General features: G+C 64.0%; 25 protein-coding genes and 1 tRNA gene. 12 read left to right on the top strand and 14 right to left on the bottom strand.

The annotated features are described in order from the left end of the window. Nucleotides 1-81 precede the first annotated feature (81 nt). From F757_RS0103580 to F757_RS0103570, 3 genes are all read left to right on the top strand, one after another. Nucleotides 82-618, top strand: coding sequence for a TonB family protein (locus F757_RS0103580; protein ID WP_027210203.1), 537 nt, complete (start codon nucleotides 82-84; stop codon nucleotides 616-618). A gap of 612 nt (nucleotides 619-1,230) precedes the next feature. Next, nucleotides 1,231-2,538 carry an MFS transporter gene (locus F757_RS0103575; RefSeq protein ID WP_027210202.1) on the top strand — a complete coding sequence of 436 codons (1,308 nt, stop codon included), beginning with the start codon at nucleotides 1,231-1,233 and terminating at the stop codon, nucleotides 2,536-2,538. A gap of 171 nt (nucleotides 2,539-2,709) precedes the next feature. Continuing rightward, nucleotides 2,710-2,889, top strand: coding sequence for a hypothetical protein (locus F757_RS0103570; protein WP_027210201.1), 180 nt, complete (start codon nucleotides 2,710-2,712; stop codon nucleotides 2,887-2,889). A 112-nt stretch (nucleotides 2,890-3,001) separates the two neighbouring features. On the opposite strand, the gene F757_RS36785 is transcribed toward F757_RS0103570, so the two are convergent. Together F757_RS36785 and waaC are read right to left on the bottom strand one after the other, a co-directional pair. Further along, nucleotides 3,002-3,136 carry a hypothetical protein gene (locus tag F757_RS36785; protein ID WP_013338519.1) on the bottom strand — a complete coding sequence of 45 codons (135 nt, stop codon included), beginning with the start codon at nucleotides 3,134-3,136 and terminating at the stop codon, nucleotides 3,002-3,004. 631 nt (nucleotides 3,137-3,767) lie between these two features. Then, on the bottom strand, nucleotides 3,768-4,772 hold the full coding sequence (waaC, locus tag F757_RS0103560) for a lipopolysaccharide heptosyltransferase I (RefSeq protein WP_027210200.1): 1,005 nt from the start codon (nucleotides 4,770-4,772) through the stop codon (nucleotides 3,768-3,770). A gap of 211 nt (nucleotides 4,773-4,983) precedes the next feature. Here waaC and F757_RS0103555 point away from each other — a divergent pair, with 211 nt between their 5' ends. Further along, the gene (locus tag F757_RS0103555) at nucleotides 4,984-6,420 is read left to right on the top strand and encodes a chloride channel protein (RefSeq protein ID WP_027210199.1); all 1,437 of its coding nucleotides are present in this window, start codon (nucleotides 4,984-4,986) and stop codon (nucleotides 6,418-6,420) included. Between the two features lie 176 nt (nucleotides 6,421-6,596). Here the strand turns inward: F757_RS0103555 and minE are convergent, their stop codons facing one another. From minE to F757_RS35635, 9 genes are all read right to left on the bottom strand, one after another. Then, the gene (gene minE / locus F757_RS0103550; protein ID WP_006048489.1) at nucleotides 6,597-6,851 is read right to left on the bottom strand and encodes a cell division topological specificity factor MinE; all 255 of its coding nucleotides are present in this window, start codon (nucleotides 6,849-6,851) and stop codon (nucleotides 6,597-6,599) included. 14 nt (nucleotides 6,852-6,865) lie between these two features. Continuing rightward, nucleotides 6,866-7,681 (bottom strand): septum site-determining protein MinD, encoded by an 816-nt coding sequence (gene minD / locus F757_RS0103545; RefSeq protein WP_027210198.1) that lies wholly within the window; start codon nucleotides 7,679-7,681, stop codon nucleotides 6,866-6,868. 102 nt (nucleotides 7,682-7,783) lie between these two features. Beyond that, nucleotides 7,784-8,695 carry a septum site-determining protein MinC gene (minC, locus tag F757_RS0103540; RefSeq protein WP_027210197.1) on the bottom strand — a complete coding sequence of 304 codons (912 nt, stop codon included), beginning with the start codon at nucleotides 8,693-8,695 and terminating at the stop codon, nucleotides 7,784-7,786. A 230-nt stretch (nucleotides 8,696-8,925) separates the two neighbouring features. Continuing rightward, nucleotides 8,926-9,453: a GNAT family N-acetyltransferase gene (locus F757_RS0103535; RefSeq protein WP_027210196.1), complete on the bottom strand. Its 528-nt coding sequence runs from the start codon at nucleotides 9,451-9,453 to the stop codon at nucleotides 8,926-8,928. A 183-nt stretch (nucleotides 9,454-9,636) separates the two neighbouring features. Next, nucleotides 9,637-10,422: a type I methionyl aminopeptidase gene (gene map / locus F757_RS0103530; RefSeq protein ID WP_027210195.1), complete on the bottom strand. Its 786-nt coding sequence runs from the start codon at nucleotides 10,420-10,422 to the stop codon at nucleotides 9,637-9,639. 255 nt (nucleotides 10,423-10,677) lie between these two features. Next, a tRNA-Ser gene (locus F757_RS0103525) sits at nucleotides 10,678-10,767 on the bottom strand. A 152-nt stretch (nucleotides 10,768-10,919) separates the two neighbouring features. Next, entirely contained in the window at nucleotides 10,920-12,215 is a 1,296-nt protein-coding gene (gene serS, locus F757_RS0103520; RefSeq protein ID WP_027210194.1) for a serine--tRNA ligase, read from the bottom strand. A 68-nt stretch (nucleotides 12,216-12,283) separates the two neighbouring features. Then, on the bottom strand, nucleotides 12,284-13,597 hold the full coding sequence (locus F757_RS0103515; RefSeq protein WP_027210193.1) for a replication-associated recombination protein A: 1,314 nt from the start codon (nucleotides 13,595-13,597) through the stop codon (nucleotides 12,284-12,286). Beyond that, complete coding sequence (locus F757_RS35635; protein ID WP_156923502.1) at nucleotides 13,528-13,890, bottom strand: hypothetical protein; 363 nt, start codon at nucleotides 13,888-13,890, stop codon at nucleotides 13,528-13,530. Before F757_RS35635 ends, F757_RS0103515 begins: the two co-directional genes overlap by 70 nt. Nucleotides 13,891-13,918: 28 nt before the next feature. Here F757_RS35635 and cytX point away from each other — a divergent pair, with 28 nt between their 5' ends. Beyond that, nucleotides 13,919-15,244 carry a putative hydroxymethylpyrimidine transporter CytX gene (gene cytX, locus F757_RS0103510; protein WP_027210192.1) on the top strand — a complete coding sequence of 442 codons (1,326 nt, stop codon included), beginning with the start codon at nucleotides 13,919-13,921 and terminating at the stop codon, nucleotides 15,242-15,244. A 121-nt stretch (nucleotides 15,245-15,365) separates the two neighbouring features. On the opposite strand, the gene speB is transcribed toward cytX, so the two are convergent. Next, nucleotides 15,366-16,358, bottom strand: coding sequence for an agmatinase (gene speB / locus F757_RS0103505; protein ID WP_035466157.1), 993 nt, complete (start codon nucleotides 16,356-16,358; stop codon nucleotides 15,366-15,368). A 192-nt stretch (nucleotides 16,359-16,550) separates the two neighbouring features. On the opposite strand from speB, the gene F757_RS0103500 reads away from it, so the two are divergent. Next, nucleotides 16,551-17,462 (top strand): LysR family transcriptional regulator, encoded by a 912-nt coding sequence (locus F757_RS0103500; RefSeq protein WP_027210190.1) that lies wholly within the window; start codon nucleotides 16,551-16,553, stop codon nucleotides 17,460-17,462. A 136-nt stretch (nucleotides 17,463-17,598) separates the two neighbouring features. On the opposite strand, the gene lolA is transcribed toward F757_RS0103500, so the two are convergent. Continuing rightward, on the bottom strand, nucleotides 17,599-18,348 hold the full coding sequence (gene lolA / locus F757_RS0103495; protein ID WP_027210189.1) for an outer membrane lipoprotein chaperone LolA: 750 nt from the start codon (nucleotides 18,346-18,348) through the stop codon (nucleotides 17,599-17,601). 40 nt (nucleotides 18,349-18,388) lie between these two features. Between lolA and F757_RS36985 the strand changes: the two genes are divergently transcribed. Beyond that, nucleotides 18,389-18,538, top strand: a complete 150-nt coding sequence (locus tag F757_RS36985) for a type II toxin-antitoxin system ParD family antitoxin (RefSeq protein ID WP_442856622.1) — start codon at nucleotides 18,389-18,391, stop codon at nucleotides 18,536-18,538. A gap of 74 nt (nucleotides 18,539-18,612) precedes the next feature. Here F757_RS36985 and F757_RS0103490 read toward each other — a convergent pair whose 3' ends face one another. Continuing rightward, nucleotides 18,613-20,928, bottom strand: a complete 2,316-nt coding sequence (locus F757_RS0103490; protein WP_027210188.1) for a DNA translocase FtsK — start codon at nucleotides 20,926-20,928, stop codon at nucleotides 18,613-18,615. A gap of 321 nt (nucleotides 20,929-21,249) precedes the next feature. Between F757_RS0103490 and trxB the strand changes: the two genes are divergently transcribed. The 5 genes from trxB to F757_RS0103465 all read left to right on the top strand — a co-directional run bounded on the left by trxB (nucleotide 21,250) and on the right by F757_RS0103465 (nucleotide 25,745). Beyond that, a complete protein-coding gene (gene trxB / locus F757_RS0103485) occupies nucleotides 21,250-22,251 on the top strand; it encodes a thioredoxin-disulfide reductase (RefSeq protein WP_027210187.1) in 1,002 nt (333 codons plus the stop codon). A gap of 208 nt (nucleotides 22,252-22,459) precedes the next feature. Continuing rightward, entirely contained in the window at nucleotides 22,460-23,233 is a 774-nt protein-coding gene (locus F757_RS0103480; RefSeq protein WP_027210186.1) for a Smr/MutS family protein, read from the top strand. Beyond that, on the top strand, nucleotides 23,233-23,853 hold the full coding sequence (locus F757_RS0103475; protein ID WP_027210185.1) for a trimeric intracellular cation channel family protein: 621 nt from the start codon (nucleotides 23,233-23,235) through the stop codon (nucleotides 23,851-23,853). Before F757_RS0103480 ends, F757_RS0103475 begins: the two co-directional genes overlap by 1 nt. Nucleotides 23,854-24,028: 175 nt before the next feature. Continuing rightward, nucleotides 24,029-24,688 carry a glutathione S-transferase family protein gene (locus tag F757_RS0103470; protein WP_027210184.1) on the top strand — a complete coding sequence of 220 codons (660 nt, stop codon included), beginning with the start codon at nucleotides 24,029-24,031 and terminating at the stop codon, nucleotides 24,686-24,688. A gap of 139 nt (nucleotides 24,689-24,827) precedes the next feature. Continuing rightward, entirely contained in the window at nucleotides 24,828-25,745 is a 918-nt protein-coding gene (locus F757_RS0103465) for a LysR family transcriptional regulator (RefSeq protein WP_013338501.1), read from the top strand. The last annotated feature ends 5 nt before the right edge of the window (nucleotides 25,746-25,750 follow it).

Below are 25,750 nucleotides of genomic sequence, written 5' to 3'. Positions count from 1 at the left end.
GATACAGGGGCGAACGCGGATTGAAACCGCGCGGTTTTTGACTACCATCAAGACAGGTTCCGCCCTTTTTCGTGGTTCATCATGCTTACCCGCACGCGCTCTCTTCCTGCTCTGACCCAATCCAGCGCGCGCCGCGGCTGCGCATGGTCAGCCTTGTTGCGCGGCACGGCATTGACCGTCTTGCTCGCGCTCACCGTCGCCGGCTGCACGATCACGCCGCCGCCACGCGCGACGGTGGCCACGCCGCCTGCGGCGGTCAACAGCGTCACGCTGGATCAATACCGTGAAGCCGTTGCGCGGCGCATCGTCGAGCGCAGTCCGTCTTATGTGCTGCGCGGCACGCCGCAGGCGATGCTGCGCTCGCTCGTCGTGGTGTCCTTCACCGTGGATCGCAACGGGCACGTGGTGCAGTCGTCGGTGTATCGCACGAATGGCGACGACGAAGCGGAAGGCACCGCGCTCGCCAGCCTGCGACGGGCGTCGCCGTTGCCCTTGCCGCCCGGCAAGTTGCTGAACGGCCGCGGCCAGCTCGAACTCTTCGAAGACTGGCTGTTCAACGACGACGGCAAGTTCCAGTTGCGCGAACTTGCGTCGCCGCAAGCGCTGACTATTGACTAGACGGGGCGCGTCGGCCGAACCGGCTGCGTGAGTGGGTCAGGCCGAGGGGGGCACACTGAGTGCGTCAGGCTGAGTCGGGCAAACTGAGTGGGCAACTGGGCCGGTCAACTATGATGGTTAGCTGCCGGGGTCAACCGCGCCGGCCAGGTGAGCGGGCCAACGGAGCCGTTCAACGGGCCGACTGAACCTATCAGCTGCAAGCGGCGCGGCCAAACACCCCGCTCCTCGGCCGCGCGCCTTGCTGCGCGAGCGTCACGCTCGCTATAATTTTCCGATTCCCCGCCGGAGCCTTCCGGCACCGCTCAGGCAGCCTGCTCATCCGCAGGCGTGCCCGCAGCAGCCTGTCACGGCACCGCGTCATCCGTGCGTGCCGCGCAAGCGCCCTTGTGCAATGCGTTGTATGGTTGTGCGTTGCGAGTTCTGGCTCGGCGCAACCTCGGCGCGTGGTCCGCACAAGCGCGCGAACCTCAACAAAGATGCCGATTCAGCTCGCCGCCTCGCGCGCCGCCCGACTGACCGCACTGCGGACAAGAAGGCTGCCGCCGGGCGAGCGCGGCCATCGCAGGTATTGGCGACGGCCAACCGGCGTCACAACACATATGGAGACCCTGCATGTCCACATCGCCGATTTCCGCGGCCGGGCCCAATGCGGCCGGGCAAACCCATAGCGGACGGATCATTTTCGCGAGCTTCATCGGCACCGCGATCGAGTTCTACGACTTCTACGTCTATGCGACCGCCGCGGCGCTCGTCATCGGTCCGGTGTTTTTTCCGCATGGGTCGGCAACGGCTCAGGCCTTATCGGCTTTCGTCACGTTCGGCATTGCCTTTGTCGCGCGGCCCATTGGCTCGTTCCTGTTCGGCCATTTCGGCGACCGCATTGGCCGCAAGTCGACACTGGTCGCGTCGCTGCTCGTAATGGGCATTTCGACCACGCTAATCGGCTTCGTGCCTGGCTACGACTCGATCGGCAGCCTTGCGCCGATACTGCTGTGCATTCTGCGCTTTGGCCAGGGCATCGGGCTCGGCGGGGAATGGGGCGGCGCGGCACTGCTCGCCACCGAAAACGCGCCGGCCGGCAAGCGTGGCTGGTTCGGCATGTTCCCGCAACTGGGACCGTCCATCGGCTTTCTCGCGTCCAACGGACTGTTCTTCGCGCTCGCCATGTCGCTCACCGACGAACAGTTCCGTAGCTGGGGCTGGCGCGTACCGTTCCTCGTCAGCGCGGTACTGGTGGCGCTGGGCCTGTACGTGCGCCTGAAGATTGCGGAGACGCCGGCATTCCAGGCCGCTATCGAACGGCAGGAGCGTGTCAAGGTGCCCATCGCGACGCTGCTGTCGCAGCACTGGCTGCCCACGCTGCTTGGCGCACTCGCGATGGTGGTCTGCTACACGCTGTTCTACAACGCGACGACGTTCTCGCTCTCGTACGGCGTCTCGGTGCTGCATATTCCGCGGCAAACGTTCCTCGGGCTCCTCTGCATCGCCGTGGTGTTCATGGCGCTCGCTACGCCGCTCTCGGCATGGGCAAGCGACCGTTATGGCCGCAAGCCGGTGCTGATCGTGGGCATCGTCGCGGCGGTGCTGTCCGGCTTCACGATGGCGCCGCTCCTCGGCAGCGGGCAGACGCCGCTCGTGCTGCTTTTCCTCGTGATCGAGCTGTTCCTGATGGGCGTGACCTTCGCGCCAATGGGCGCGCTGCTGCCCGAGCTCTTCCCCACCAATGTGCGTTATACCGGCGCGGGCGTGTCGTACAACCTCGGCGGGATTCTGGGGGCGTCCGTTGCACCGTATATCGCGCAAATGCTGGCTGCGCGCGGCGGGTTGCCGTGGGTCGGCGCATATGTGTCGATTGCGGCGGCGGTCAGCATGGTCGGCGTGCTGTGCATGCGCGAAACGCGCGACTCGCGCATGATGTGACGGCAGCGCTGCTTGATGCTTGATGCTTGGATGCGTGATGCGCGAGCTTCGGCGGTTATCGCCGGAGTGTCGGCCTGGCGGGGCTTCTGTGAGTGAATCCCCTGCCTTGCCTGCCTTTTTGACTTGCCTATACTCGAATCGAGGAAACCCACGGCAAGCAGGGAGGCCCGGATGAACCTTCATCTTCACAATGCCGACATCGTGATGATCATTGCGCTCGCGCTGGTGTGTTCGCTGCTGCTCGCGCTGCGCTTTCGTCCCGCCAGTTGGAAGGGCATTGTCGTCGAGGCGCTGGCCGCCAATGCGGCGGCCATTACCGCCGTGGTCGCGTTTGAAATGCTGGTCGCCTGACAGGCTGAGATTCCATCCACGTCTTGTGCTGGCCGCGCTTTGCGGTACGCAAGGCCGCCCGCTCAGCGGTCGAAACTGCTGAGCGGCTGAGCGGCTGCGCGGCCCAGCGATCTCACCGATAGTAGTAACCGTGATGGTAGTAGCCGCCACCGCCGTAGTAGTAGCCCGGCGCCGGAGCGACGATACAGCCGCCCAGCATGGTGGCAAGCACAGTGCCGGCGAGCAGGGTGAGGATCAAGCGTTTCATATTGTTCTCCATCGAGTCAGTGTGTTCGAGCCGAGGTCCCGAATGACTCGATTGAACACGACCCGCGCCTGGGAGAACGTTGCCAGTTGTAAGGGAAGATCACGGCGGGGTTACACATTTGCGAAGGCGGCCCGGCCTCGCCGGTCGCGTGACGCCGGGAATTGACATTCAGCGAAACAGCAGCCGAAAACACCGCCTATACTGGCTTGCATGTGCCCGTCGCCTACACGCCTTCTGCCTGTTGCGTTGTGGCTCGACGAAGGTGCAAAGCGCGCCGCGCGTACACGCCTGGAACGCAACTGGGAAGCGGCTCCAAAGCCGCTGACAAGCAGTACGACGGGCCGGATTCATGCCCCGGGCGCGCAGGCGCGGCGGGTGCAGCGAACCTTACGACCAACCAAAAGCGACAGATTTAACAAGCGTGTAATGCATGCGCGGCGCGCAATGAATGCTCCGCTAGCCAGTTGCGAACACTTTACGCGGCATGTTTCACGCAGCAATGCGGCTTCTCTTCGCCCGACGTTCCCCGACGCGGGCGTTTACCGGGCGTCACGCGGCAGGGCCGATCACATCGGCACCGTGCGCGTCACGCCCTTTTTCTTTGAGCAAACGATTGCACCGCGCGTTGCGCTTAAGCCGCTGCCGGGCCTTGCTGCGCGGCTATAGCCTGCGGTTCGAGATGCACGTAGTCGATGGCGTCGAGCACGTCGCTGATGGGCGGCACCGAAAAGCCGTCGCCGACCGAGATCGAGCGGAACGGCGCTTCCACCCCGCAGTGCGACGGCGAAGTGGCCACGAAGACCATCACCGTGCGCTTTTGCAGTGCATGCGCGAGGTGGACGAAACCGGTGTCCGTGCCGACGACCAGCGAGCATGCGTCGATCATTTGCGCGATTTCAGTCACGCTCAGTTTCGGCAGCACCCTTGAGCCTGGCACCTGCGCTGCGATCTGCTCGGCCTCCAGCCGCTCGCTTTCGGAACCCCAAGGCAGCACCACCCGGAAGCCCCGTTCAGCCAGTTCCGCGCCGACCACGCCCCAGTGCGAGGCGGGCCATTTCTTGTCGTCTTTCGAGGTGGCGTGAAAAAGCGCTGCGACGGGCGCGCGCTCATCCGCGAACAGCGGCTTGGCCGGTTCGGGCAATTTCAAATCGTACACAGCCGGGCCTTGCACCTCATAGCCCAGAGCCTCGCCTGCGCTGATGCGCATGCCGTGCCACGCATTGCACAGCGGACGCGGACCGAAGCGCCCGGTGTACGCAAATGCGGCGCCGCGCTCGCCCAGGTCTTGCGACTGATAGCCGATGCGCCGCGACGAGCGGGCCAGAAACGCGATAATCGCGCTCTTATACACGCCGTGAATGTCGATAATGTAGTCGTAGCGATGCGCGCGCAGCTCTGAAATAGACGCCGCAATGGCCTTGAAGTCGGCCCAGCGGCGCGCTTTCTTGAAGCGGCGCAGCGGCGCGCACAGCACACGGTCTATGCCTTTGCACCATTGCGCCACTTCCGCGAATGCTTCGTCCGCGGCCCAGTCGACCTGAACGCCGGGAAATGCGCGTTTGATATCGGCCACGACGGGCAGCGCTTGCACGATATCGCCGAGTGAGGTGACCTTGACGATAAGGACTCGCTTCATTAAGGGCCTTTGGTTGTTCAGACGTCAGAACATTTTAGCCGACGAATGGAATAGTCTTTGCTGAACCGGGCAATATGGGCGCCCGGCAATAATACGGCGCCTTACAGCGAGCGCCTTACGACCTGCCTTTTTACTACATTTCACAAGGCTTTCATACCGTTTGACGGCGTCGGCACGCTTTATACTTCGTCATTTGCTTCCTCAAAGACTCATGCCCCGAGCACAACCTGTCCTTTCCTTCGGGATCGTGCGTCGAGCCAGACGCCTTTGGCGGCAATATGGCATTTTCTGGCTGGGCGCAATCGCGGTCGGGCTCATCGCGGTGCTCTATGCGCGCCTGATCGACTGGGGCTACGGCGAATTCCGCATGGTACAGCGCGAGCATGTGTGGGCGCCGCTCGTCATCACCCCCGCCGTGGCCGCCCTTGCCGTATGGCTCACGCGCAAGTTTTTCCGCGGCGCCGAGGGCAGCGGCATCCCGCAGGTGATCGCTACGCTTCATGCGAAGCCCGGCGAATACGGCGCGCGGCTGCTATCGGTGCGCATTCTGCTCGGCAAGATCGCGGTGTCTTTCCTCGCGATTCTCGGCGGCTTCACAATCGGCCGCGAAGGTCCGACCGTGCAGGTGGGCGCCGCGCTCATGTTCAATCTGCGCAGGCTTTATCCGCGTTCGAATGCGCTGATCGAACGGCAACTGGTGCTGGCCGGCGCGGCGGCGGGTTTGTCGGCGGCATTCAATACGCCGCTCGCCGGCATTGTGTTCGCCATCGAGGAGTTGACGCGCAGCTTCGAGGCGCGCGCGAGCGGCGTGCTGATCACGGCGATCATCATTGCCGGCGTTATCGCGCTCGGGCTGAACGGCAACTACACGTATTTCGGCACGATTCAGATCGGCGCGCACTTTCCCGATCTGCTCGCGCTGGCCGTTCTGCTCACGGCCATCGTCACCGGCCTCGCGGGCGGCGTGTTCGGCTGGTTACTGCTGAACACCGCGCGCTGGATTCCCGCGCCGTTGCGCCAGTTGCACGGCGAGCGGCCGGTTGCGTTTGCCGCGCTGTGCGGCCTCGTAATCGCGGCAGTCGGGCTGATTTCGGGCGGCACCACGTTCGGCAGCGGCTATGCCGAAGCGCGCGGATTGCTCGACGGCAACCAGCAGTTGTCCGTGTTCTACCCGTTCCTGAAGATGATCTCGATGGTCGGCTCGTACCTGCCCGGCATTCCGGGCGGCATCTTCGCGCCATCCCTCTCGATTGGCGCGGGCTTCGGCAATCTGCTGCACATGGTGTTCGGCTCCATGCAACTGCCGATGCTGATTGCGCTTGCCATGGTGGGCTATCTGGCGGCCGTCACGCAATCGCCTATCACGTCGTTTGTGATCGTGATGGAGATGATCAACGGGCACGCGCTCGTGATCTCACTGATGGCGACCGCGCTCATCGCGAGCCGCGTTGCACGCCTGTTTGCGCCGCCGCTTTACGAAGCGCTTTCGGAGCGCTACCTGGCGCCGCTGCCGCGGCCGGCGCCCGCCCCGGTGCCGGAAGTGCCGGAGGTCGAGGCGCCTGAAGCGGTGACGGAAGAAGCCAACGGCGATGGGCCCGAGCCGTCAGGCGACGCGCCAACTGACGCACCTGCGGATCGGCCGCGGTGATCGTTGCGGTAATCCGTTAGGCTGGCGCTATGCGCGGGTGCTTCGCGGCGGTGCTGTGCGCAGGTGCTTCGCGCTGGCGCGCTGGGCAGTGGGCTCGGGCAGGCGCGAACAGATAGATGCATCGGTCGGCCTGTCAGCGCCGCCTGCCCCGCCTGCTCTTCTGCCAGCCCCGCCCGTCAGGTCTGCGGGATCTCTATCTTGACCTCGAGCACTTCGAGATCGTCCTGGCGCTCCAGGCTCACGCGGATGTCGTCATCCGAAATCCGCACGTACTTCGAAATCACGGCCACCAGTTCGCGTTGCAACGCAGGCAGATAATCGGCGGGAGCATGGCCGCCGGCGCGCTCGTGCGCGATGATCAACTGCAGGCGTTCCTTCGCTACCGACGCGGATTTCTTCTTCTCGCCCAGCAAAAACGAAAGAATCGACATAACGTGCGCTCCCCTTACTTGGTGCCGAAGAGGCGCTGCAGCAGCCCGGGCTTCTGGTAATCGATAAAGCGAAGCGACTTCTGCTCGCCGAGGAAACGCGATACGACGTCTTTATAGGCTTCGGCGACGTCGGTGCCGTCCAGATGCACGGCCGGAAGACCCTGGTTCGACGCGTGCAGCACCGCTTCCGATTCCGGAATGACGCCGATCAGGTCGATGCGCAGAATTTCCTGAATATCCGTAAGCGACAGCATCTCGCCTTCGCTCACGCGTTTTGGGTTGTAGCGCGTGATCAGCAGGTGCTCCTTGATCGGCTCCTTGCCTTCAATGGCGCGCTTGGTCTTCGACGAAAGGATGCCCAGGATGCGGTCCGAGTCGCGCACCGACGACACTTCCGGGTTCGTCACGATCAGCGCCTCGTCGGCGAAGTGCATGGCGAGCAGCGCGCCCGATTCGATACCGGCCGGCGAATCGCACACAATGTATTCGAAGTCCATTGCGATCAGGTCGTTAATGACCTTCTCGACGCCTCCCATGGTCAGCGCGTCTTTGTCGCGCGTTTGCGAGGCCGGAAGAATAAAGAGGTTCTCGCACTTCTTGTCCTTGATGAGCGCCTGGTTCAGATTGGCTTCGCCCTGAATGACATTGATCAGGTCGTACACCACGCGGCGCTCGCAGCCCATGATGAGATCGAGGTTGCGCAGGCCGACGTCGAAGTCGATCACGGCGGTCTTGCTACCCCGCAATGCGAGGGCCGATGCAAAACTCGCGCTCGTGGTCGTCTTGCCCACGCCACCCTTGCCCGATGTCACCACAATGATTTTTGCCATTACCCTTACCTTGTGTTCGTCAAATTCGTCAATTATGTGCGGCCGTAGTTCGTGCAAAACGCCGCCTGCCGCGAAGCCTGGGCACGGCGCGCTTCGCGGCGCTTACGTGAGCCGCAATGGTTCGATCATCAACTTTTCTTCTTCGAGCCAGATCTGAACCGGCTTGCCGAGTACGTCGGCCGGCAGCGGGTTTTCGGTGGTCCGATAGATACCCGCGATCGAAATCAGTTCCGGTTCGAGACACGTGCAGAAAATGCGCGCGTCGTGATTGCCTTGCACGCCGGCGAGCGCGCGGCCGCGCAACGGCGCATAGATATGGATATTGCCTTCCGCAATGACTTCCGCGCCGTAGCTCACGAGTCCGAGCACAACCAGATCGCCCTTTGCGTAGATACGCTGGCCCGAACGCAGCGGCTTTTCGACCACCATGGTTTGCGACGAAGTGGCGAGGCGCACGGGTTCGGCGGCGGGCGCAGCTTCGGGCGAGGCGGCTGCGGTGGCGCCCGGCGCGGGGTTCGTGCTTCCCGCGGGGGCACTGCCCGGATTGTCTGCGCCGCTTGCACCGCTTGCACCGCTTGCGCCGCTTGCACCGTGCGCGGCGTCTGTCGCGGAACTTGCCGCGCCGTTCGCCATTGCGCCGCCGTTCGCTGCCGACGCGCTCGCAGCATCGTCATCAGCCGGTTTCGGCGCCGCGCCGCGACGGTCACGCGCTTCGAGAAGCGGCAAGGCCGATTCCGCCGCCCACGACTGCTGCGCCTCTGCGACCACGCCGACCGGCCGCATGCGCACGCTATCGAGCAGTTGCGCGATATCGGCGAGCGGCACACGCTCGTTCTCCGCGAGGCGGCGTACGTCGATCGCGACAACGTCGTTAGCGAAAAATTCGGGGGTCGCCTCGAAGCGCCGGGTCAGCTCGGCACGCATGGCATCGAGGTCGGTTGTCTTGACCACAAAAAGGAGCGTGTCGACGGAACCGCTGCGAAGTTCGAAAAAAGGCGATTTCTTGGGCGACATAGCGTTCGGCAAAAAATTTTGCGTATTTTACAGGCGTCCACGCGCGCGGCGAGATTTTTTGCCGGACAGCGCGGCTGATAATCGCACGCTGTCCACGCAAAAGGATCACGCAGCGCCGCACATGAACGGACGATGCACGACAGCCATCGAGCTACGGGCGCGCAGACGAAGGGAACACGCAAGACATGCAGGACGGGCGGCGAACTGCTGCGCGCCCGGTGGATCACGGGTCAACTGGCGGGGGACGTGGACGGTACGTGGCGGACCAGCAGGCTTTCGGCCTGCTCCTGAGCACGCGCCATGCGCCGATGCTCGCCGGTTGGTCCAAAACCGAGCGCTTCGTAAAAGCGCATGGCGTTGCGATTGGAGTCGGCGACCCACGCATAGATTTCCGTGGCGCCTTCGTTGGCGAGCCAGCCGCTCGCGGTGTCGACCAGCAGCTCCCCACCGCGAAGATGCCGGACCGCCGGCGCCACCCATAGCTCGCAGACAAAGGCACGGCGCCCCGGGACCTCTTCGAAATGCGCTTCGATGAGTCCTGCCGGATGACCCTCGGTATAAAGAATGAAGGTACTGACGGTGAGAGAAACCGCGTGCTTCGCGGCGATCACGTCAAAGCTGGCGGCATCCGCAGACAATGCGTCCTCCAGCGTCGCGCCAAAGGCATAGGGCGCCTCGCGCAGCGACGCAGTACGGAGTTCGCGAAAAACGGCGCCCTGATCAGCGGCGATACGGCGAACGGTCAATGACGGACTCATGCAGACGAAAACCCCTTGAAACCTTAAGGCGTAGCTTTAACCGAACCGGCGTGCGAGTCAAATCATTCTTTGCCGGGCGATCTTATCGCGCGAGCGGGTTCTCGCAAAGCGTGCGACAGGTTCGCAGCATTTGCCGCGCCCGACGCCGTGCGCATCTACCTGTTCGCGAGGAGGTCTTGCAGCCTAGGGCGCCTCGTAGTTGCCGGTGCCGTCCGGCCAGGGCGTAAGGAGTTCGTAGCCGTCGTCGGTGACGGCGATCATGTGTTCCCATTGCGCCGACAGCGAGCGGTCCTTGGTCACTACCGTCCAGCCGTCGCGCATAACGGTGGTGCCGGCGCGGCCCGCGTTGATCATGGGTTCGATGGTGAAGACCATGCCGGGCTTCAGACGCACGCCTTGCCCCGGCTGACCGTAGTGCAGCACCTGCGGCTCTTCGTGATACACCTTGCCGATGCCGTGGCCGCAATAATCACGCACGATCGAGAAACCATCGCGCTGCGCCACCTTCTGGATCGCATGACCAACATCGCCAAGCGTGGCGCCCGGCTTCACTTCGCGGATGCCCGCGAGCATCGCCTCATAGGTCGTGTCGACCAGTTGGCGAGCCACGGGACTCGGCTCGCCGACCACATACATGCGGCTCGTGTCGCCGAAATAGCCGTCCTTGATGATGGCTACGTCGATGTTGATGATGTCGCCGTCCTTCAGCACCTCGTTGCGGTTCGGAATGCCGTGGCACACCACCTGGTTGACCGACGTGCATACCGTCTTCGGAAAGCCAAGATAGCCGACGTTCGCCGGAATCGACTTCTGCGTGTTGACGATGTAGTCGTTGCACAGCGCGTCCAGTTCTTCGGTGGAGACACCGGCCTTGACGTGCTCGCCGATCATGGCCAGCACATCGGCCGCGAGGCGGCCCGAAATGCGCAGCCTGGCAATGTCGTCGGGAGTCTTGTAGGTAATGGCCATGAATTCGGTCGATGGGTTCGAAGGTGGTTCGATCTTCAATCGAACGGCCAATTGTACAGAGGATCATGGAAGGGCCGGCAGCAGGCAGGCGCAATAAGAGCGTAGGCCCGCATCCGCTTATTCGCCGTGGCGCTGTGACTGCACGGTTCGCTTAGGATCGCTTATAAAAGCGGGACACCTGCCCGACATTCAAAGGACTACCGCAATGCTCGACCAGAAACAAAAACAGGCCCCGAAGGGCCTGTTTTCAAAATCTGGCGGAAAGGGTGAGATTCGAACTCACGGTACCCCTAAAGGTACACCGGATTTCGAGTCCGGCGCATTCGACCACTCTGCCACCTTTCCGTGTTTTCCAACTTGGCGCCACTTATGAAGCCGGGCGGTTTTGTCAGATTCAAGCGGGTCGCTGCTTGAGAGAGAAAGATTATAGAACAGCTAATCTGGATTTCCAAGCCCCTCACCCAAAAATTTTCGGAGGGGGCGCGGAGCAACGCAACTCAGGCCGCCGGAACTTCCAGCCGCTCCACACCGCCCAGATACGGCCGCAATGCAGCCGGTACGGTGACCGAGCCATCGGCGTTCTGGAAGTTCTCCAGCACGGCCACGAGCGTGCGGCCGACCGCCAGCCCCGAGCCGTTCAGCGTATGCACCAGTTCCGGCTTGCCCTGGGCGTTGCGATAACGCGCCTGCATCCGGCGAGCCTGGAACGACTCGGTATTCGAGCAGCTGGAAATTTCGCGATAGGTGTTTTGCGCGGGCAACCACACCTCAAGGTCGTAAGTCTTGGTCGCCGAAAAACCCATGTCGCCCGTGCACAGCGTGATCACGCGGTACGGCAGTTCGAGCTTCTGAAGAATCGTCTCCGCGTGGCCGACCATCTGTTCCAACGCGTCGTACGACGTTTCCGGCGCCACGATCTGCACCATCTCGACCTTGTCGAACTGATGCTGACGGATCATGCCGCGCGTATCGCGTCCGTACGACCCCGCTTCCGAACGGAAGCACGGCGAATGCGCGGTCAGCTTGATAGGCAGCGCATTGCCTTCGACGATGCTCTCGCGCACCGTGTTCGTGAGCGAAATTTCCGATGTGGAAATCAGATATTGCGTCACCGTGTTTTCGCCGCCGCCCTTCTCGACGCGGAACATGTCGTCTGCGAACTTGGGCAGTTGGCCGGTGCCGTACAGAATTTCCGGATTCACGATATACGGCGTGTAAATCTCCGTATAGCCGTGCTGCTGCGTATGCGTGTCGATCATGAATTGCGCGAGCGCACGGTGCAGCCGCGCGATCTGCCCGCGCAGCATCGTGAAGCGCGCACCCGAGAGCTTTGCGCCGGTCTCGAAGTCGAGGCCGAGCGGCGCACCCACATCCACATGATCTTTTACTTCGAAGTCGAACTGACGCGGCGTGCCCCAGCGGCGCACTTCGACGTTATCGGCCTCGTCGCGTCCCACCGGCACGCTCTCATGCGGAAGATTCGGCACGCCCAGCAGCAGATCTGACAGACGCTTCTGAATATCGTCCAGCTTTGCCGCCGACGCCTTCATCTCGTCGCCAATGCCGCCTACTTCGACCATCAGCGCCGAGGTGTCCTCGCCGCGCCCTTTCATCGCGCCGATCTGCTTGGACAGGCTGTTGCGGCGTGCCTGCAGTTCTTCGGTACGGGTCTGGGTATCGCGGCGTTCCGCTTCGAGCGCGGTAAAAGCCGCGACGTCGAGGGCATAGCCGCGGTCGGCGAGGCGTTTCGCGACGCCGTCGAGGTCTTTGCGCAGCAACTGGATGTCGAGCATGGGATGGGGCGGGTATTCGTTGTGTGAAGGTGGGATTTTAGCGCACCGGCGCCGCGCGCCGGATAGTCTCAGCCCTTCTTCGGCTTGTTCTCGCTGCGCCATTGCGCGTCGAGTTCGGCAAGGCGCGCCATCTTCTCGCCAATCTTGCCTTCAAGTCCGCGCGGCGTCGGCGTGTACCAATGCGGATCGCGCATGTTGTCCGGCAGATAGGTCTCGCCGGCCGCGTAGGCGTCGGGTTCGTCGTGCGCGTAGCGATACTCGTGACCGTAGCCGAGCTCCTTCATGAGCCGTGTCGGCGCGTTGCGCAAATGCACCGGCACGCCGCGCGACTTGTCCTTGCTGACAAAGCGCCGCGCTTCGTTGTACGCGTTGTAGCCGGCATTGGACTTGGGCGCGACCGCCAGATAGATGATGGCCTGCGCAAGCGCCAGTTCGCCCTCGGGCGTGCCGAGCCGCTCGTAGGTTTCGGCGGCATCGAGTGCGATGCGCGCGGCGCGCGGGTCGGCGAGACCGATGTCCTCCCACGCCATGCGCACGATGCGGCGCGCCAGATAACGCGGGTCCGCGCCGCCGTCGAGCATCCGGCAGAACCAGTACAGCGCGCCGTCCGGACTGCTGCCGCGCACCGACTTGTGCAGCGCGCTGATCTGGTCGTAGAACGCGTCGCCGCCCTTGTCGAAGCGGCGCAGATTTTCGGCGAGCGCGCTGCCGAGCAACGCGCCGTCGATCTCCGTCGTCTTCTGCTGAGAAGCGGCGCGCGCGACGATTTCCAGGTTGTTCAGGAGCTTGCGGCCGTCGCCGTCGGCGGAGCCGATCAGCGCGTCGCGCGCTTCGTCGGTGAATGTCAGACCGCCCAGTTCGTGCTGCGCGCGCGCGAGCAGTTCGCGCAACTCGTCCTCGTCGAGACTTTTCAGCACATACACGGCGGCGCGCGAGAGCAACGCGCTGTTCACCTCGAACGACGGATTTTCCGTTGTCGCGCCGATGAACACGAAAAGCCCCGATTCCACGTGCGGCAAGAACGCGTCTTGCTGACTCTTGTTAAAGCGATGCACCTCGTCGACGAACACCAGCGTCTGATGCCCATTCGCGCGGTGGACCTGCGCGGTCTCGACCGCCTCGCGAATGTCCTTCACGCCGGAGAGCACCGCCGACAGCGCGATGAACTGCGCGTGGAACGCGTCCGCCATGAGCCGCGCGAGCGTGGTCTTGCCGACGCCGGGCGGGCCCCAGAGGATCATCGAATGCGCCTGGCCGGACTCGAATGCGACCCGCAGCGGCTTGTTCGGGCCGAGCAGGTGCTTCTGGCCGATCACTTCGTCGATATTGCGGGGCCGCAGCCGTTCGGCGAGCGGGACATTGGCACGGGTTTCTTCGAACATGACGTTTTGGGGATAATCTCGGCTTTCCGGACGCGCTTCGCGCGACGGTATCTGCGATGGGCCGTGGACGGCGTGCTGCCGGACAAGCGCCAGGCCCGCGCGACGAACACGCGGGCAACGTCCTGCATTATGACAGCCACGGCGCCTTGCGCCAGTGCAGCGCGTTTGCGGACGGCCCGCTGCGCGGCCGACGGGCCGCGCAGCAGCAACAAAACCAGCAACAAAACCAGCAACAAAACCAGCAACAAAACCAGCAACAAAACCAGCAGCGAAACCGGCAACAAAATCGGCACCAGACACACCACGCAGGGACAAGACCCGATGACACAAGCAACACCCGACCCGCTCACCGGCGACGCCGGCTCCACCTACGCACCGCTCACGCCGGTGCCCGACGCGCGGCGCGCGTTTCGCACCGGCGACGCATTTGCCCTCTGGTTCTCGCTCGGCATTGGCCTGCTCGTCGCCCAGGCCGGCGCGCTGCTGGTGCCAGGCCTGTCGCTGCCGCATGCGCTGCTCGCCATCGCGATCGGCAGCGCGATCGGCGTGGTCCTGCTCGCGCTCGCGGGCGTGATCGGCACGGACACGGGACTCGCCGCTATGTCGTCGCTGCGCCCGACGCTCGGCGTGCGCGGCGCCTCGGTGCCCGCGGTGCTGAACGCCGTGCAACTGGTCGGCTGGGGCGCGTTCGAAGTGATCGTGATGCGCGATTCCGCCGACGCCCTCGCGAAGCAGGCATTCGGTTTCTCGACGCCGCTCATCTGGACCATCGTGTTCGGTCTGCTTGCGACGCTGCTCGCGATTAGCGGTCCGCTCTCGTTTGTGAGGCGCTTTCTGCGCAGCTGGGGCATCTGGCTGCTGCTCGCGGGCGCGGCCTGGCTCACATGGAATCTGCTCGCGCAGCACGACCTCGCGGCAATGATGCGCAAGCCCGGCACCGGCGAGATGTCGTTCGGCGGCGCCATCGACCTGGTGGTCGCCATGCCGCTTTCATGGCTGCCGTTGATCGCGGATTACACACGCTTTGGCCGCCGCGCCGGGGAGACGTTTCGCGGCACGCTGCTCGGCTACGGCATCGCGAACCTATGGTTCTATGCGTTGGGCGCGGTCTACGGCCTCGCTGCGGGCGGCGGGGACGCGCTGCTCACGGGCGCGCTCGCGCAGGCGGGCGGCGGCCTCGCGCTGCTGCTGATCCTGATCGACGAAGTCGACAATGCATTTGCCGACATTCATTCGGCCGCTGTGTCGACGGGAACCTTCTGGGCGCGCGGCAGCGTGCCGATGCTCTCGGCGGCATTCGGCGCGCTCTGCACGTTGATCGCGCTGCTCGTGCCGATGGCGAAGTATCAGAACTTCCTGTTGTTGATCGGCTCGGTGTTCGCGCCGCTCTTCGGCGTGGTGCTGGTGGATCACTTCATCGTGCGCAAGCGCCGCATCGAAGCGGCCGCGCTTGCCGACGTGCGCGGCCGTTACGGCTTTTCGGGAGGCTGGCATCTGAGCGCGTTCATCGCGTGGGCGATCGGCATCGCGGCTTATCAGGCGATCAACCAATGGCTGCCAAATCTGGGCGCGACGTTGCCCTCGCTGGTGATCGGCGCGGTGTGCTATCTCGTGTTTATCTCGACGCGCAAGACGGCCTACGCGTAAGCAGTCTCTTTGCGAGCCTATGAGGAAAAGGCCTGCATTTGCAGGCCTTTTCGTTGGGCGTGACGAATTGCGCAGCTTTAGCTTCGCAAAAGGAACTCGCCTCGCGAGCCGGTTCAGCGAGCTACAGGCGTACAGGCGTCCGATATTCGACGCCCGGCAACACGCACAGCAACTCGAACGCAAGGTTGGCGCCGAGCAGCGCTGTCGTGCCGAACGGATCGTACGGCGGCGCGACCTCCACCAGATCGCACCCGACGATGTTCAATCCGCGCGCGCCGCGGATGATTTCGAGCGCCTGCGGCACCGTCAGTCCGGCGATTTCCGGCGTACCGGTGCCAGGCGCGAAAGCGGGATCGATCCCGTCGATGTCGAACGTCAGGTAGACCGGCGCATTGCCCATGCGCTCGCGCACGCGCGCCATCAGCGGCGCGAGCGACTGGTTCCAGCAGGCCTCGGCCTGCACGACCTCGAAGCCCTGGTCGCGACACCAGTCGAAGTCTTCGGCAGCGTAGCCGGTGCCGCGCAAACCGATCTGCACGACGCGCTCGCAGTCGAGCAAGCCCTCCTCCACCGCGCGACGAAACGGCGTGCCGTGGGCGATTTTCTCACCCATCATCGTGTCATTGACGTCGGCATGCGCGTCGACGTGAATCAGTCCGACCTTGCCGTGTTTGCGATGAATCGCGCGCAGGATCGGCAACGCTATCGTGTGATCGCCGCCTAACGTAACCGGCTTGCAATCGTGCTGGAGAATCTCGTCATACGCGGTTTCGATTCGCGCAATCGAGTCATGCAGGTTGTACGGGTTGATCGCCACATCGCCGAGATCGGCCACGCGCAGCGAATCGAACGGCGCCGCGCGCGTCGCCATGTTGTAGGGGCGCAGCAGCACCGACTCGCTGCGAATCTGGCGCGGCCCGAAGCGTGCGCCCGTGCGATTCGAGGTGCCCAGATCGAACGGCACACCGACGAAACAGGCATCGAATCCCGCAGCGGAGCCCACATTCGGCAAACGCATCATGGTCGCAATCCCGCCGCAACGCGGCATTGCATTGCCGGAGAGCGGCTGCGGCCGCTCGCCGGCTTCGGGGGAAATGAAGGAGGAAGTATTCATCGTGGCTCGGCAATGAAAGAAGCGCAGCAGGCGCGAAGCGCGAAACCGGCGCCGAACCGGCACGGAGCAGCGAACGGTCAGGCCGTCTGCACGCCCCTTGCCGGGTGAAGCTTCATTCTTGAGCAAGTTCGGCGATCCTCAAATAGCCGCGCAAAAACCTTCACATCGATTTCGGGCGATGTATCCTGACGCATGTTCTCCCAACTCACCGACATCGACCTGCGGCTCATCCGCGTATTTCTCGCGATTGTCGATGCGGGCGGCGTCTCGTCCGCGCAAGCCACGCTCAATGTCGGCCAGTCGACCATCAGCACGCAGCTCGCCACGCTGGAAACGCGCCTTGGTTACCGGCTATGCGAACGCGGCCGCGGCGGCTTCCGGCTGAGCCCGCGCGGCGAGCAGTTTGTCGACGCCGCTCGCGCGCTGCTCGATGCAGTGGAGAGCTTCGGCGTAGAGGCGCGCAATGTGGGCCGCAAGCTGGTCGGCACGCTGGACATTGGAATGATCGGCCATACGCCGGTGTCGGCGAGCGCGCGAATCAGCGAAGCGATTGGCCGTTTCCGCTCGCGCGATCAGTCGGTGCGATTTTCGATTCTCGTGCGCTCGCCGGGCGAGCTCGAAGAACTGCTGCTCAACGGGCGGATTCAGATCGGCATCGGCTATTTCTGGCATCGCGTGCCGTCGCTCGAATACACCGAGATATTCGCCGAAGAGCAGTTCGCGTACTGCGCGAAGGGGCATCCGCTCTTCAAGCGCGCCGGGCGCGTGACGCCCGCGCAGGCCGCGGCGCACGAATGGGCGTGGCGCAGCTATCCGTTGCCCGAAGCCGAAAATGCGGCGCCTGCCCGCAATGTCACCGCCGTCGCCGACAACATGGAAGCCGTCGCAATGCTCGTGCTTTCCGGACATCACCTCGGCTATCTGCCGGAGCACTTCGCGGCGCCGTTCGTCGAGCAAGGTCTACTGGCTGCATTGGACCCGGCGCTGATGCGCTATCGGGTCGCGTTTCATATGGTCACGCGGGCACGGCGGCAACGAACCGAGATTGTCGAAGCGTTTCTCGACGATATGAAGGCCGCGCATGCGGTGAATGCGAACAGATAGCGCGGCGAGTTTCGCGTCCCCGGTCTGGCATCCCGCCTGGCAACGACGGTTCTCGTATCGGCGTCACGCACATGAGAAAAGCCGCGCATTCAGCGCGGCTTTTTCGCTCATCGACCTCAAACCTACGGCAGCAAAACTAGCCGTTGATCACGTCGGCACCCTTGGGCACCGTGAACTTGAACGCGTCCGCAGGCAGCGGCGGATTCTTCTGGATATTGGAAAACGTCAGCAGCGTCACGTTGCCGAACACGTCGTGCAATTCCATTGCTTGCAGATTTCCGTCCTTGAAGCCGATGCCCACGCGCTGGAATTGCGTGTCCTTCGCTTTCGGCGTGAGTTCGAGCCAGTCGATGCCAGCCTTCACGCCCGCATCGCGCAGCGTGAAGTTCTTGTCCAGATCGTTGCTGCCGAACAGAATGGCCGCCGGGCTCGCGCCGAGCGCGCCGCCGAGGCTTCGCACGGTCACCTGGTTCAGGTCCTTGTCATACACGTACAGCTTGTCGCCGTCCGCTTGCAGCAACTGCGCGTAGGGCTTTTCGTATTGCCAGATGAACTTGCCCGGACGCGCAAACGTGAATGTGCCACTCGACGTGCTGTTCTTGCCGCCGCCGTTGGTAGACAGCACGCCGCTCCCGGCGCTCGGGCCACTCGCCGCCTGCGCCTTGCCCGGCGCGCGCACTTCCTGCTGCACGAAGGTGCCGCGCGCCGAGTGAACCTGCGCGACGAACGTCTTCAATTGCTCGGTACCGCTCGCGAAGGCCTGCGAAGCGACCAGCATCGACGCGCCGACCGCTGCCGCGCCAACGCTGCGCGCCACGGTGCGAGCCAGCCGGGCAAACCGGCCAGGGCCGCTTGACTGGGCATACTGCTGCGCGAATAGCTGCATATGGTTTTCTCCCTTGATTTGAATTCGTTGAACGGCCGCGGTGGTCGCGGCGCGTGGTGATAGCCGTGTTGCTTCCGGCCGCTGGCAAAGCGCGCGAAGCGTGAGGCACGGCGCGATTCGCGGACTGCGGCAGAAGCGCGTGAGACTGCAAGCGCTCGCAAGCGGTCTTAGGGTTTGGACCGCAGCTTAGGCAGCGAGTCTTAAGCGAAGCTTAGGAGCGAACTTCTGGAAACGAACGTTACAGACGGACACGAGCCCATACGCTCAGTCTGCCTCGCGCGCCGGCGCGAGAATCTCGCGATTGCCGTTCGACGACATGGCCGACACCACGCCCGAGTTTTCCATCTGCTCGAGCAAACGCGCCGCGCGGTTATAGCCGATGCGCAAATGCCGCTGCACCAGCGAAATGGACGCGCGTTTGTTCTTCAGCACCACGTCCACGGCCTGGTCGTAGAGCGGGTCCGACTCGCCGTCGCCCGAGCCGGCGCCGCCCGCGCCCGCCGAGCCTTCGTCGCCCTCGCCGGTCACGCCGCCTTCCAGAATGCCCTCGATATAGTTCGGCTCGCCCTGCTCCTTGAGCTTGTCGACGACACGGTGCACTTCCTCGTCGGACACGAACGCGCCGTGCACGCGCACCGGCAAGCCGCTGCCCGGCGGCAGATACAGCATATCGCCCATACCGAGCAGCGATTCCGCGCCCTGCTGGTCGAGAATCGTGCGCGAGTCGATTTTCGACGACACCTGGAACGCCATTCGCGTCGGCACGTTCGCCTTGATAAGACCCGTGATCACGTCGACCGACGGACGCTGCGTCGCGAGAATCAGATGGATACCCGCCGCGCGCGCCTTCTGCGCGATGCGCGCGATCAGTTCCTCGACCTTCTTGCCGACCACCATCATCAGGTCCGCGAGTTCGTCGATCACGATCACGATGTTCGGCAGGCGCGTGAGCGGTTCCGGATCGTCCGGCGTGAGACTGAACGGGTTCGGCAGCTTTTCCTCGCGCTTTGCGGCTTCGTCGATCTTGTTGTTGTAGCCCGCGAGATTGCGCACGCCGAGCTTGCTCATCAGTTTGTAGCGGCGCTCCATTTCGGCGACTGCCCAGTTGAGCGCGTGACCGGCCTGGCGCATGTCCGTGACGACCGGACAAAGCAGATGCGGAATGCCTTCGTAGACGCTCATTTCGAGCATCTTCGGATCGATCAGGATCATGCGCACCTGGTCCGCGCTCGCCTTGTACAGCAGCGACAGAATCATCGCGTTGATACCCACCGACTTGCCTGAGCCGGTGGTGCCGGCCACCAGCAGGTGCGGCATCTTCGCGAGGTCGGCGCACACAGGCTTGCCGCCGATGTCCTTGCCAAGGCCCATGGTCAGCGGCGAGGCGGCGTCCGCATAAACCGCCGAGCCGAGAATCTCCGACAGACTCACGGTCTGGCGGCGCTGGTTCGGCAACTCGAGCGCCATGTAGTTCTTGCCCGGAATGGTTTCGACCACGCGAATCGACACCAGCGACAGCGAACGCGCGAGGTCCTTCGCCAGATTCACGATCTGGCTGCCCTTCACGCCGGTGGCCGGCTCGATCTCATAGCGCGTGACGACGGGGCCAGGATAGGCAGCGACTACGCTCACATCCACTCCGAAGTCCTTGAGTTTTTTCTCGATCAGACGCGAGGTGAATTCCAGCGTATCGGCGGAGATGGTTTCCTGCGCGGCCGGCGCGGGATCCAGCAGCGAAATGGGCGGCAGTGTGGAATCGCCGGGCAGATCGGTGAAAAGCGGCACCTGCCGTTCTTTTTCGACCCGCTCCGACTTGGCCGGCGTGACGACCGGCGGCACGATCACTACCGGCTCGTGTTCCTCGATACGCACGCGGCCCTTCTCGACCTTGCCCTCGCGCTTGACGGCGGCCGCCTCGCCCAGCTTGCGGTCGCGCCCCGCCTCGCGGCGCAGCTTCGCAAAGGTGACGGCCGAGATAATCGACTCGCCGACCTTTTCCGCCACGGAGAGCCACGAGAAGCGGAAATACAGCGACAGGCCGATGGCCAGCACGATCAGCAACGCCAGCGTGCCGCCCGTGAAGCCGAGTGCATGCGACACACCGCGCGCAACAGTCTCGCCGATCACGCCGCCTGGCGCGCGCGGCAATTGCACCTTCAGCGACCACATGCGCAGCGCCTCGATACCGTCGCAGGCGAGCAGCACCAGCATGAACGCGAACGCGTCAGCGAGCCAGGTGGTGTCGCGCGGCGCGTCTTCCGGCAATTCCTCGTGACGGGTAATGCGCTTGTAGTTCGCGGAAATGTGCCGGCCGAGCAGCACGATCCACCAGTAGGCGGACAGGCCGAACAGCAGCAGAAGAATGTCCGAAGTCCACGCGCCCACGCGACCCGCCCAGTTGGCGATGTGATCGACCTGCGCGGCGTGCGTCCAGCTTGGGTCGCGCCGGCTGTAGCTGACGAGCGCCATCAGCAGGAACACGCCGAGCGCGACCTGCAGGATCCAGCGGATTTCGGTGAAGAGGCGCGACATGCGGTGCGGCAATGCCTGCGCGCTCGCGGAATAAGGAGCTTTTGCCATTGATCCTGTTGCTTGTGTGGCCAGTCCGGTGTGCCGGGCCCCGCGCTGCACGGCTGCGGGCACGGCGCCGTCGACCCGAAACTTCGATCCGGCCTATTGTAAACGCAGTGCCCCAAGGCAGGCTGTAAATGACGGTAACCTGGCCGATTGGCCACGCGCGCGCCGCGCGCAGCGATGTGCCGGGCTATCGCTGCGATGGAAAAGCTTCATGGAGCAGGCCGCCGCCCCGCCCTTTATAATGGCCGACTGATGCCCATCTACAGTTTCAGCCAAGTCGCGCTGCCCGCATGGGTGGACGGCGCGCCGTAAAAGGATTTGATCATGCCCGCAACTTCCACGAAACACGCCAAGGTTCTGATTCTCGGTTCCGGTCCCGCCGGCTACACCGCCGGGGTCTACGCAGCGCGCGCCAACCTCGCGCCGGTGCTCGTCACCGGTCTAGCGCAAGGCGGCCAGTTGATGACCACGACCGACGTCGAAAACTGGCCCGCCGACGCCAACGGCGTGCAGGGCCCGGAACTGATGGCGCGCTTCCTGGAGCACGCTGAGCGCTTCAACACCGAAATCATTTTCGACCACATTCACACGGCGAAGCTGAATGAAAAACCGATCCGCCTGATCGGCGACTCGGGTGAATACACCTGCGATTCGCTGATCATCTCGACGGGTGCGTCGGCGCAATACCTCGGCCTGCCCTCCGAAGAAGCGTTCATGGGCAAGGGCGTGTCCGCGTGCGCAACGTGCGACGGCTTTTTCTACAAGCAGCAGCACGTAGCCGTGGTCGGCGGCGGCAATACCGCGGTCGAAGAGGCACTGTACCTGTCGGGCATCGCAAAGAAGGTCACGGTGATCCATCGCCGCGACAAGTTCCGCGCGGAGCCGATCCTGATCGACCGCCTGCTTGCGAAAGAGAAGGAAGGCGTCGTCGAGATCAAATGGAACCATACGCTCGACGAAGTGACGGGCGACCAGTCGGGCGTGACCGGCGTGCGCATCAAGCATACGCAAACCGGCGAGACGACGGACATCGCGTTGCAGGGCCTTTTCGTCGCGATCGGCCACAAGCCGAACACGGACATTTTCGAAGGCCAGTTGGAGATGAAGAACGGCTACATCATCACCAGGGGCGGCCTGAACGGCTTTGCCACGGCCACCAGCGTGCCGGGCGTGTTCGCGGCCGGCGACGTGCAGGACCACGTGTACCGTCAGGCGATCACCAGCGCGGGCACCGGCTGTATGGCCGCGCTCGACGCACAGCGCTATCTGGAAACCATCAACGAGATGGCCGGCGAGCATGCGATGAGCCAGGAAGCCGAGCGTTGATGCGGAGCGCCTGCGCGCCAACGCAACGGTAAAATGGCGGCTGGGCCTGGCCCGGCTGCTCGCTGAATGAAAGGCCGCGGCTCACTCGCCGGCGGCCTTTTTTCATGCGAAGCCGCAGCATGGTTGCGCGAGGCGCCGCGTGACCGGCTTGCCGGCCGATCAGCTCGTTTAGGCCGTTTTTTTCGCGTTTTCCGCGTCCACTATCGCTATGCCGAAGAACCACCCTCATCCGAACGAGCCGAAGCGCGCACGCGCCGCCGCGCCGGCCGCGCGCGAACCGGCGACGCCCGCCGCGAAGCCTGCCATCGAGCCGGCTGCGGGGCTCGCGGGCCTCTCCGCGCTGCGCGACGCATTGAAGATCGACGCGCAAAAACGCGAGCGCGAACGCGCGGCGGCCGCCGCCGCACAGCGCGAAGCAGCCGCGGACGCCGACCTGTTTCGCCGCGAGATCGGCGAGGTTGCGCCTCTCGCGGTGCCGCCGCGTGCATCGTTGCCGCGCAATCCTCCGCCGCCGCTGCCGGTGCAAACCCTCCTCGACGAGGAAGCGGTGCTGCACGAAGCAATCTCCGACGAGTACGACCCGGAAGTACTGCTCGACACCGACGAAACGCTCTCCTATTGCCGCCCCGGCGTGAGCCAGGAAGTCGTGCGCAAACTGCGGCGCGGCGACTGGATCGTGCAGGCGCAGATCGATCTGCACGGCATGCGGCGCGAGGAAGCGCGCGAGGCGCTGGCCGAGTTCATCCGCGAGTCGGTCAAGCGCGGCTTGCGCTGTCTGCGCGTGATTCACGGCAAGGGCTTGGGGTCGATCGGCAAGGAACCTGTGCTGAAGGGCAAAGTGCGTGCGTGGCTCGTGCAAAAGAACGAGGTGATCGCGTTTTGCCAGGCCCGCCCGCATGACGGCGGCGCCGGCGCCGTGGTGGTGCTGCTTCAGCCGGGTGCGGCACCGGCTTCCGCCCGACCTTCGACGGAGCCGCGGTGATCCACCCCAGACTTACGCTCGCGCTTTCCATCATGGAGGCGCTGGCCATCTTCGCGTACGCCATTTCCGGCTTCATCGAGGCAAGGACACGGCGCCTTGACGCGGTCGGCACGTTTCTCGTCGCAATCGCCACGGCTTTCGGCGGCGGCACGCTGCGCGACGTGCTGCTGGAGCGCCGGCCGTTCTACTGGGTCGAGCACCAGGACTACCTGATTGCGATCTTCGCGATGTCGCTATTCGCGCCCACGCTGCTCAAGATGACCTCGCGCCTCTTGTCCGAGCGCGTGCTGCTGGTGGCCGATGCGATCGGCCTTGGCCTTTTCAGCATTGCGGGCACCTCCATCGCGCACGACGCGCAAATGCCCTGGTTCACGTCCGTGATGATGGGCGTAGCCACGGGCGTGTTCGGCGGCGTGATCCGCGACGTGCTGTGCAACGAGGTGCCGCTCATTCTGCGCGATTCGCGGCCCTACGCGACCTGTGCTTTTGTCGGCTGCTGGCTGTATGTGTTGCTGGATTACGTGAACTTCGACACGGTGTATAGCGTGCTGATCGCCACCGGCTTCATTCTGCTCTCGCGCCTCGCGACGTACCGTCTCGACGTGCGCCTGCCGCATTAGCAGGGTTTGGCTTTGCCGGGTGAGCGACCGACTGGGCGACGGACCAAGCGACGAACGCATTCACGCCCGGCGCGGCGTGTCGATTTTCACCGCGCCCGTTCGTCGTGTGTGGACGCCGTGACCTGAGCGGCCCGACCGGGCCGCAGCACACGTCGAACCGTCGAAGGTGATTACGATGAGCCTCAAGCTATACGCCCACCCGTTCTCCTCATACTGCCAGAAGGCGCTGATCGCGCTCTACGAGAACGGTACGCCGTTCGAGTTCCGCATGCTCGCGCATGATAATCCGCAGATCATGGCCGAATTCGCCGAACTGTGGCCAATCAAGCGCTTTCCAGTTCTGGTCGACAGCGGGCGCACGGTGATGGAGGCGAGCATCATCATCGAATATCTTGGGCTCCACTACCCGGGCCCGGTGGCGCTCCTGCCCGCCGACGCCCGCGCGGCGCTCGAGGTGCGCAGCATGGACCGCTTCTTCGACAACTATATTTCGACGCCGCAGCAAAAGGTGGTGTTCGACAGCCTGCGCCCCGAAGCCGAACGCGACAAGCGCGGGGTCGCCGAAGCCCGCGCGATGCTCGATACAGCCTATGCATGGCTCGACAAGACCATGGCGGGCCGCCAATGGGCTGCGGGCGGCACGTTCAGCCTTGCGGATTGCGCTGCCGCGCCCGCGCTCTTCTACGCCGACTGGACTCACCCAATCGACGCACGCTTCGCGCAGGTGCGGGCCTATCGCGAGCGTCTACTGGCGCGTCCGTCGTTTGCCCGTGCGGTGGACGAAGCACGGCCATATCGCCCGCTGTTCCCGCTCGGCGCGCCGGATCGGGACTGAGCACAGCCAAACCCGGCCTGAACGGACATGGCGGGAACGCGCGCGGTGCCGCCGCGGCGCCCACTTGCGGACAACATTAATTCGAGCCTATACACTTCACGTCGAAACCTATTTCCAGCAATTACACATAAGGCCAAACATGGACCGTTTCGAAGCGATGGAGATATTTACGCGTGTGGTCGAGGCGAACAGCTTCACGAAAGTATCCGAGTCGCTCGACCTGCCACGCGCCAAGGTGAGCCGCACGATCCAGGCGCTCGAAGAACACGTCGGCGTACGCCTGTTGAACCGCTCGACGCGCCAGGTCAGCGTCACCGAAGACGGCGCGCTGTTCTACGACCGCTGCGTGCGCATTCTCGCGGAAGTGGCGGACGCGGAGTCGTCGCTGTCTAACAAGCGCGAAAACCCGGTGGGCACGATTCGCGTGGACACCTCGGGCACGCTCGCCCGCGCGCTGCTGTTGCCCGCGCTCGACGACTTCTACCGCCGCTACCCTGAAATCGACGTGCGGCTCGGCCTCGCGGACCGCAACATCGACCTGATTCAGGACGCGGTGGACTGCGTGATCCGCATGGGCACGCCGGAGGAATCGAGCCTCGTTGCGCGGCGCATTGGCCATGCGCGGATCGTGACGTGCGCGTCGCCGGCTTATCTGGAAAAATACGGCACGCCGACCACGCTCGATCAATTGAGCGAGCACCGCGCGGTCAACTATGTGTCGGCACGCACCGGCAAGACTTTTCCGTTCGAGTACGAAGTGAACGGCGAGATCGCGAAGGTCACGATGAAAAGCGTGCTCGCGGTGAACGACGGCTCGGTCTACATTCGCGCGGGCGCGCTCGGCCACGGCATCATCCAGCCGTCGCGCTTCATGGTTGCGCATCTGATCGAGCGCGGCGTGCTGAAGGAGATCCTCACCGACTACACGAGTCCGGGCACGCCGTTGTCGATCCTCTACGCGCATCGCCGCAATCTCAGCTCGCGGCTGCGCGCATTCACCGAATGGGTCACGGAACTCGTGCGCAACAATCCGGACCTGCGCATTCCGGACGCTTGACGCGC

Origin of the sequence: Burkholderia sp. WSM2232 (assembly GCF_000472545.1) — a bacterium.
Lineage (GTDB): Bacteria > Pseudomonadota > Gammaproteobacteria > Burkholderiales > Burkholderiaceae > Paraburkholderia.
Note: the sequence above shows the minus strand (reverse complement) of the source record. Positions and strands in the feature narration are given on the sequence as shown.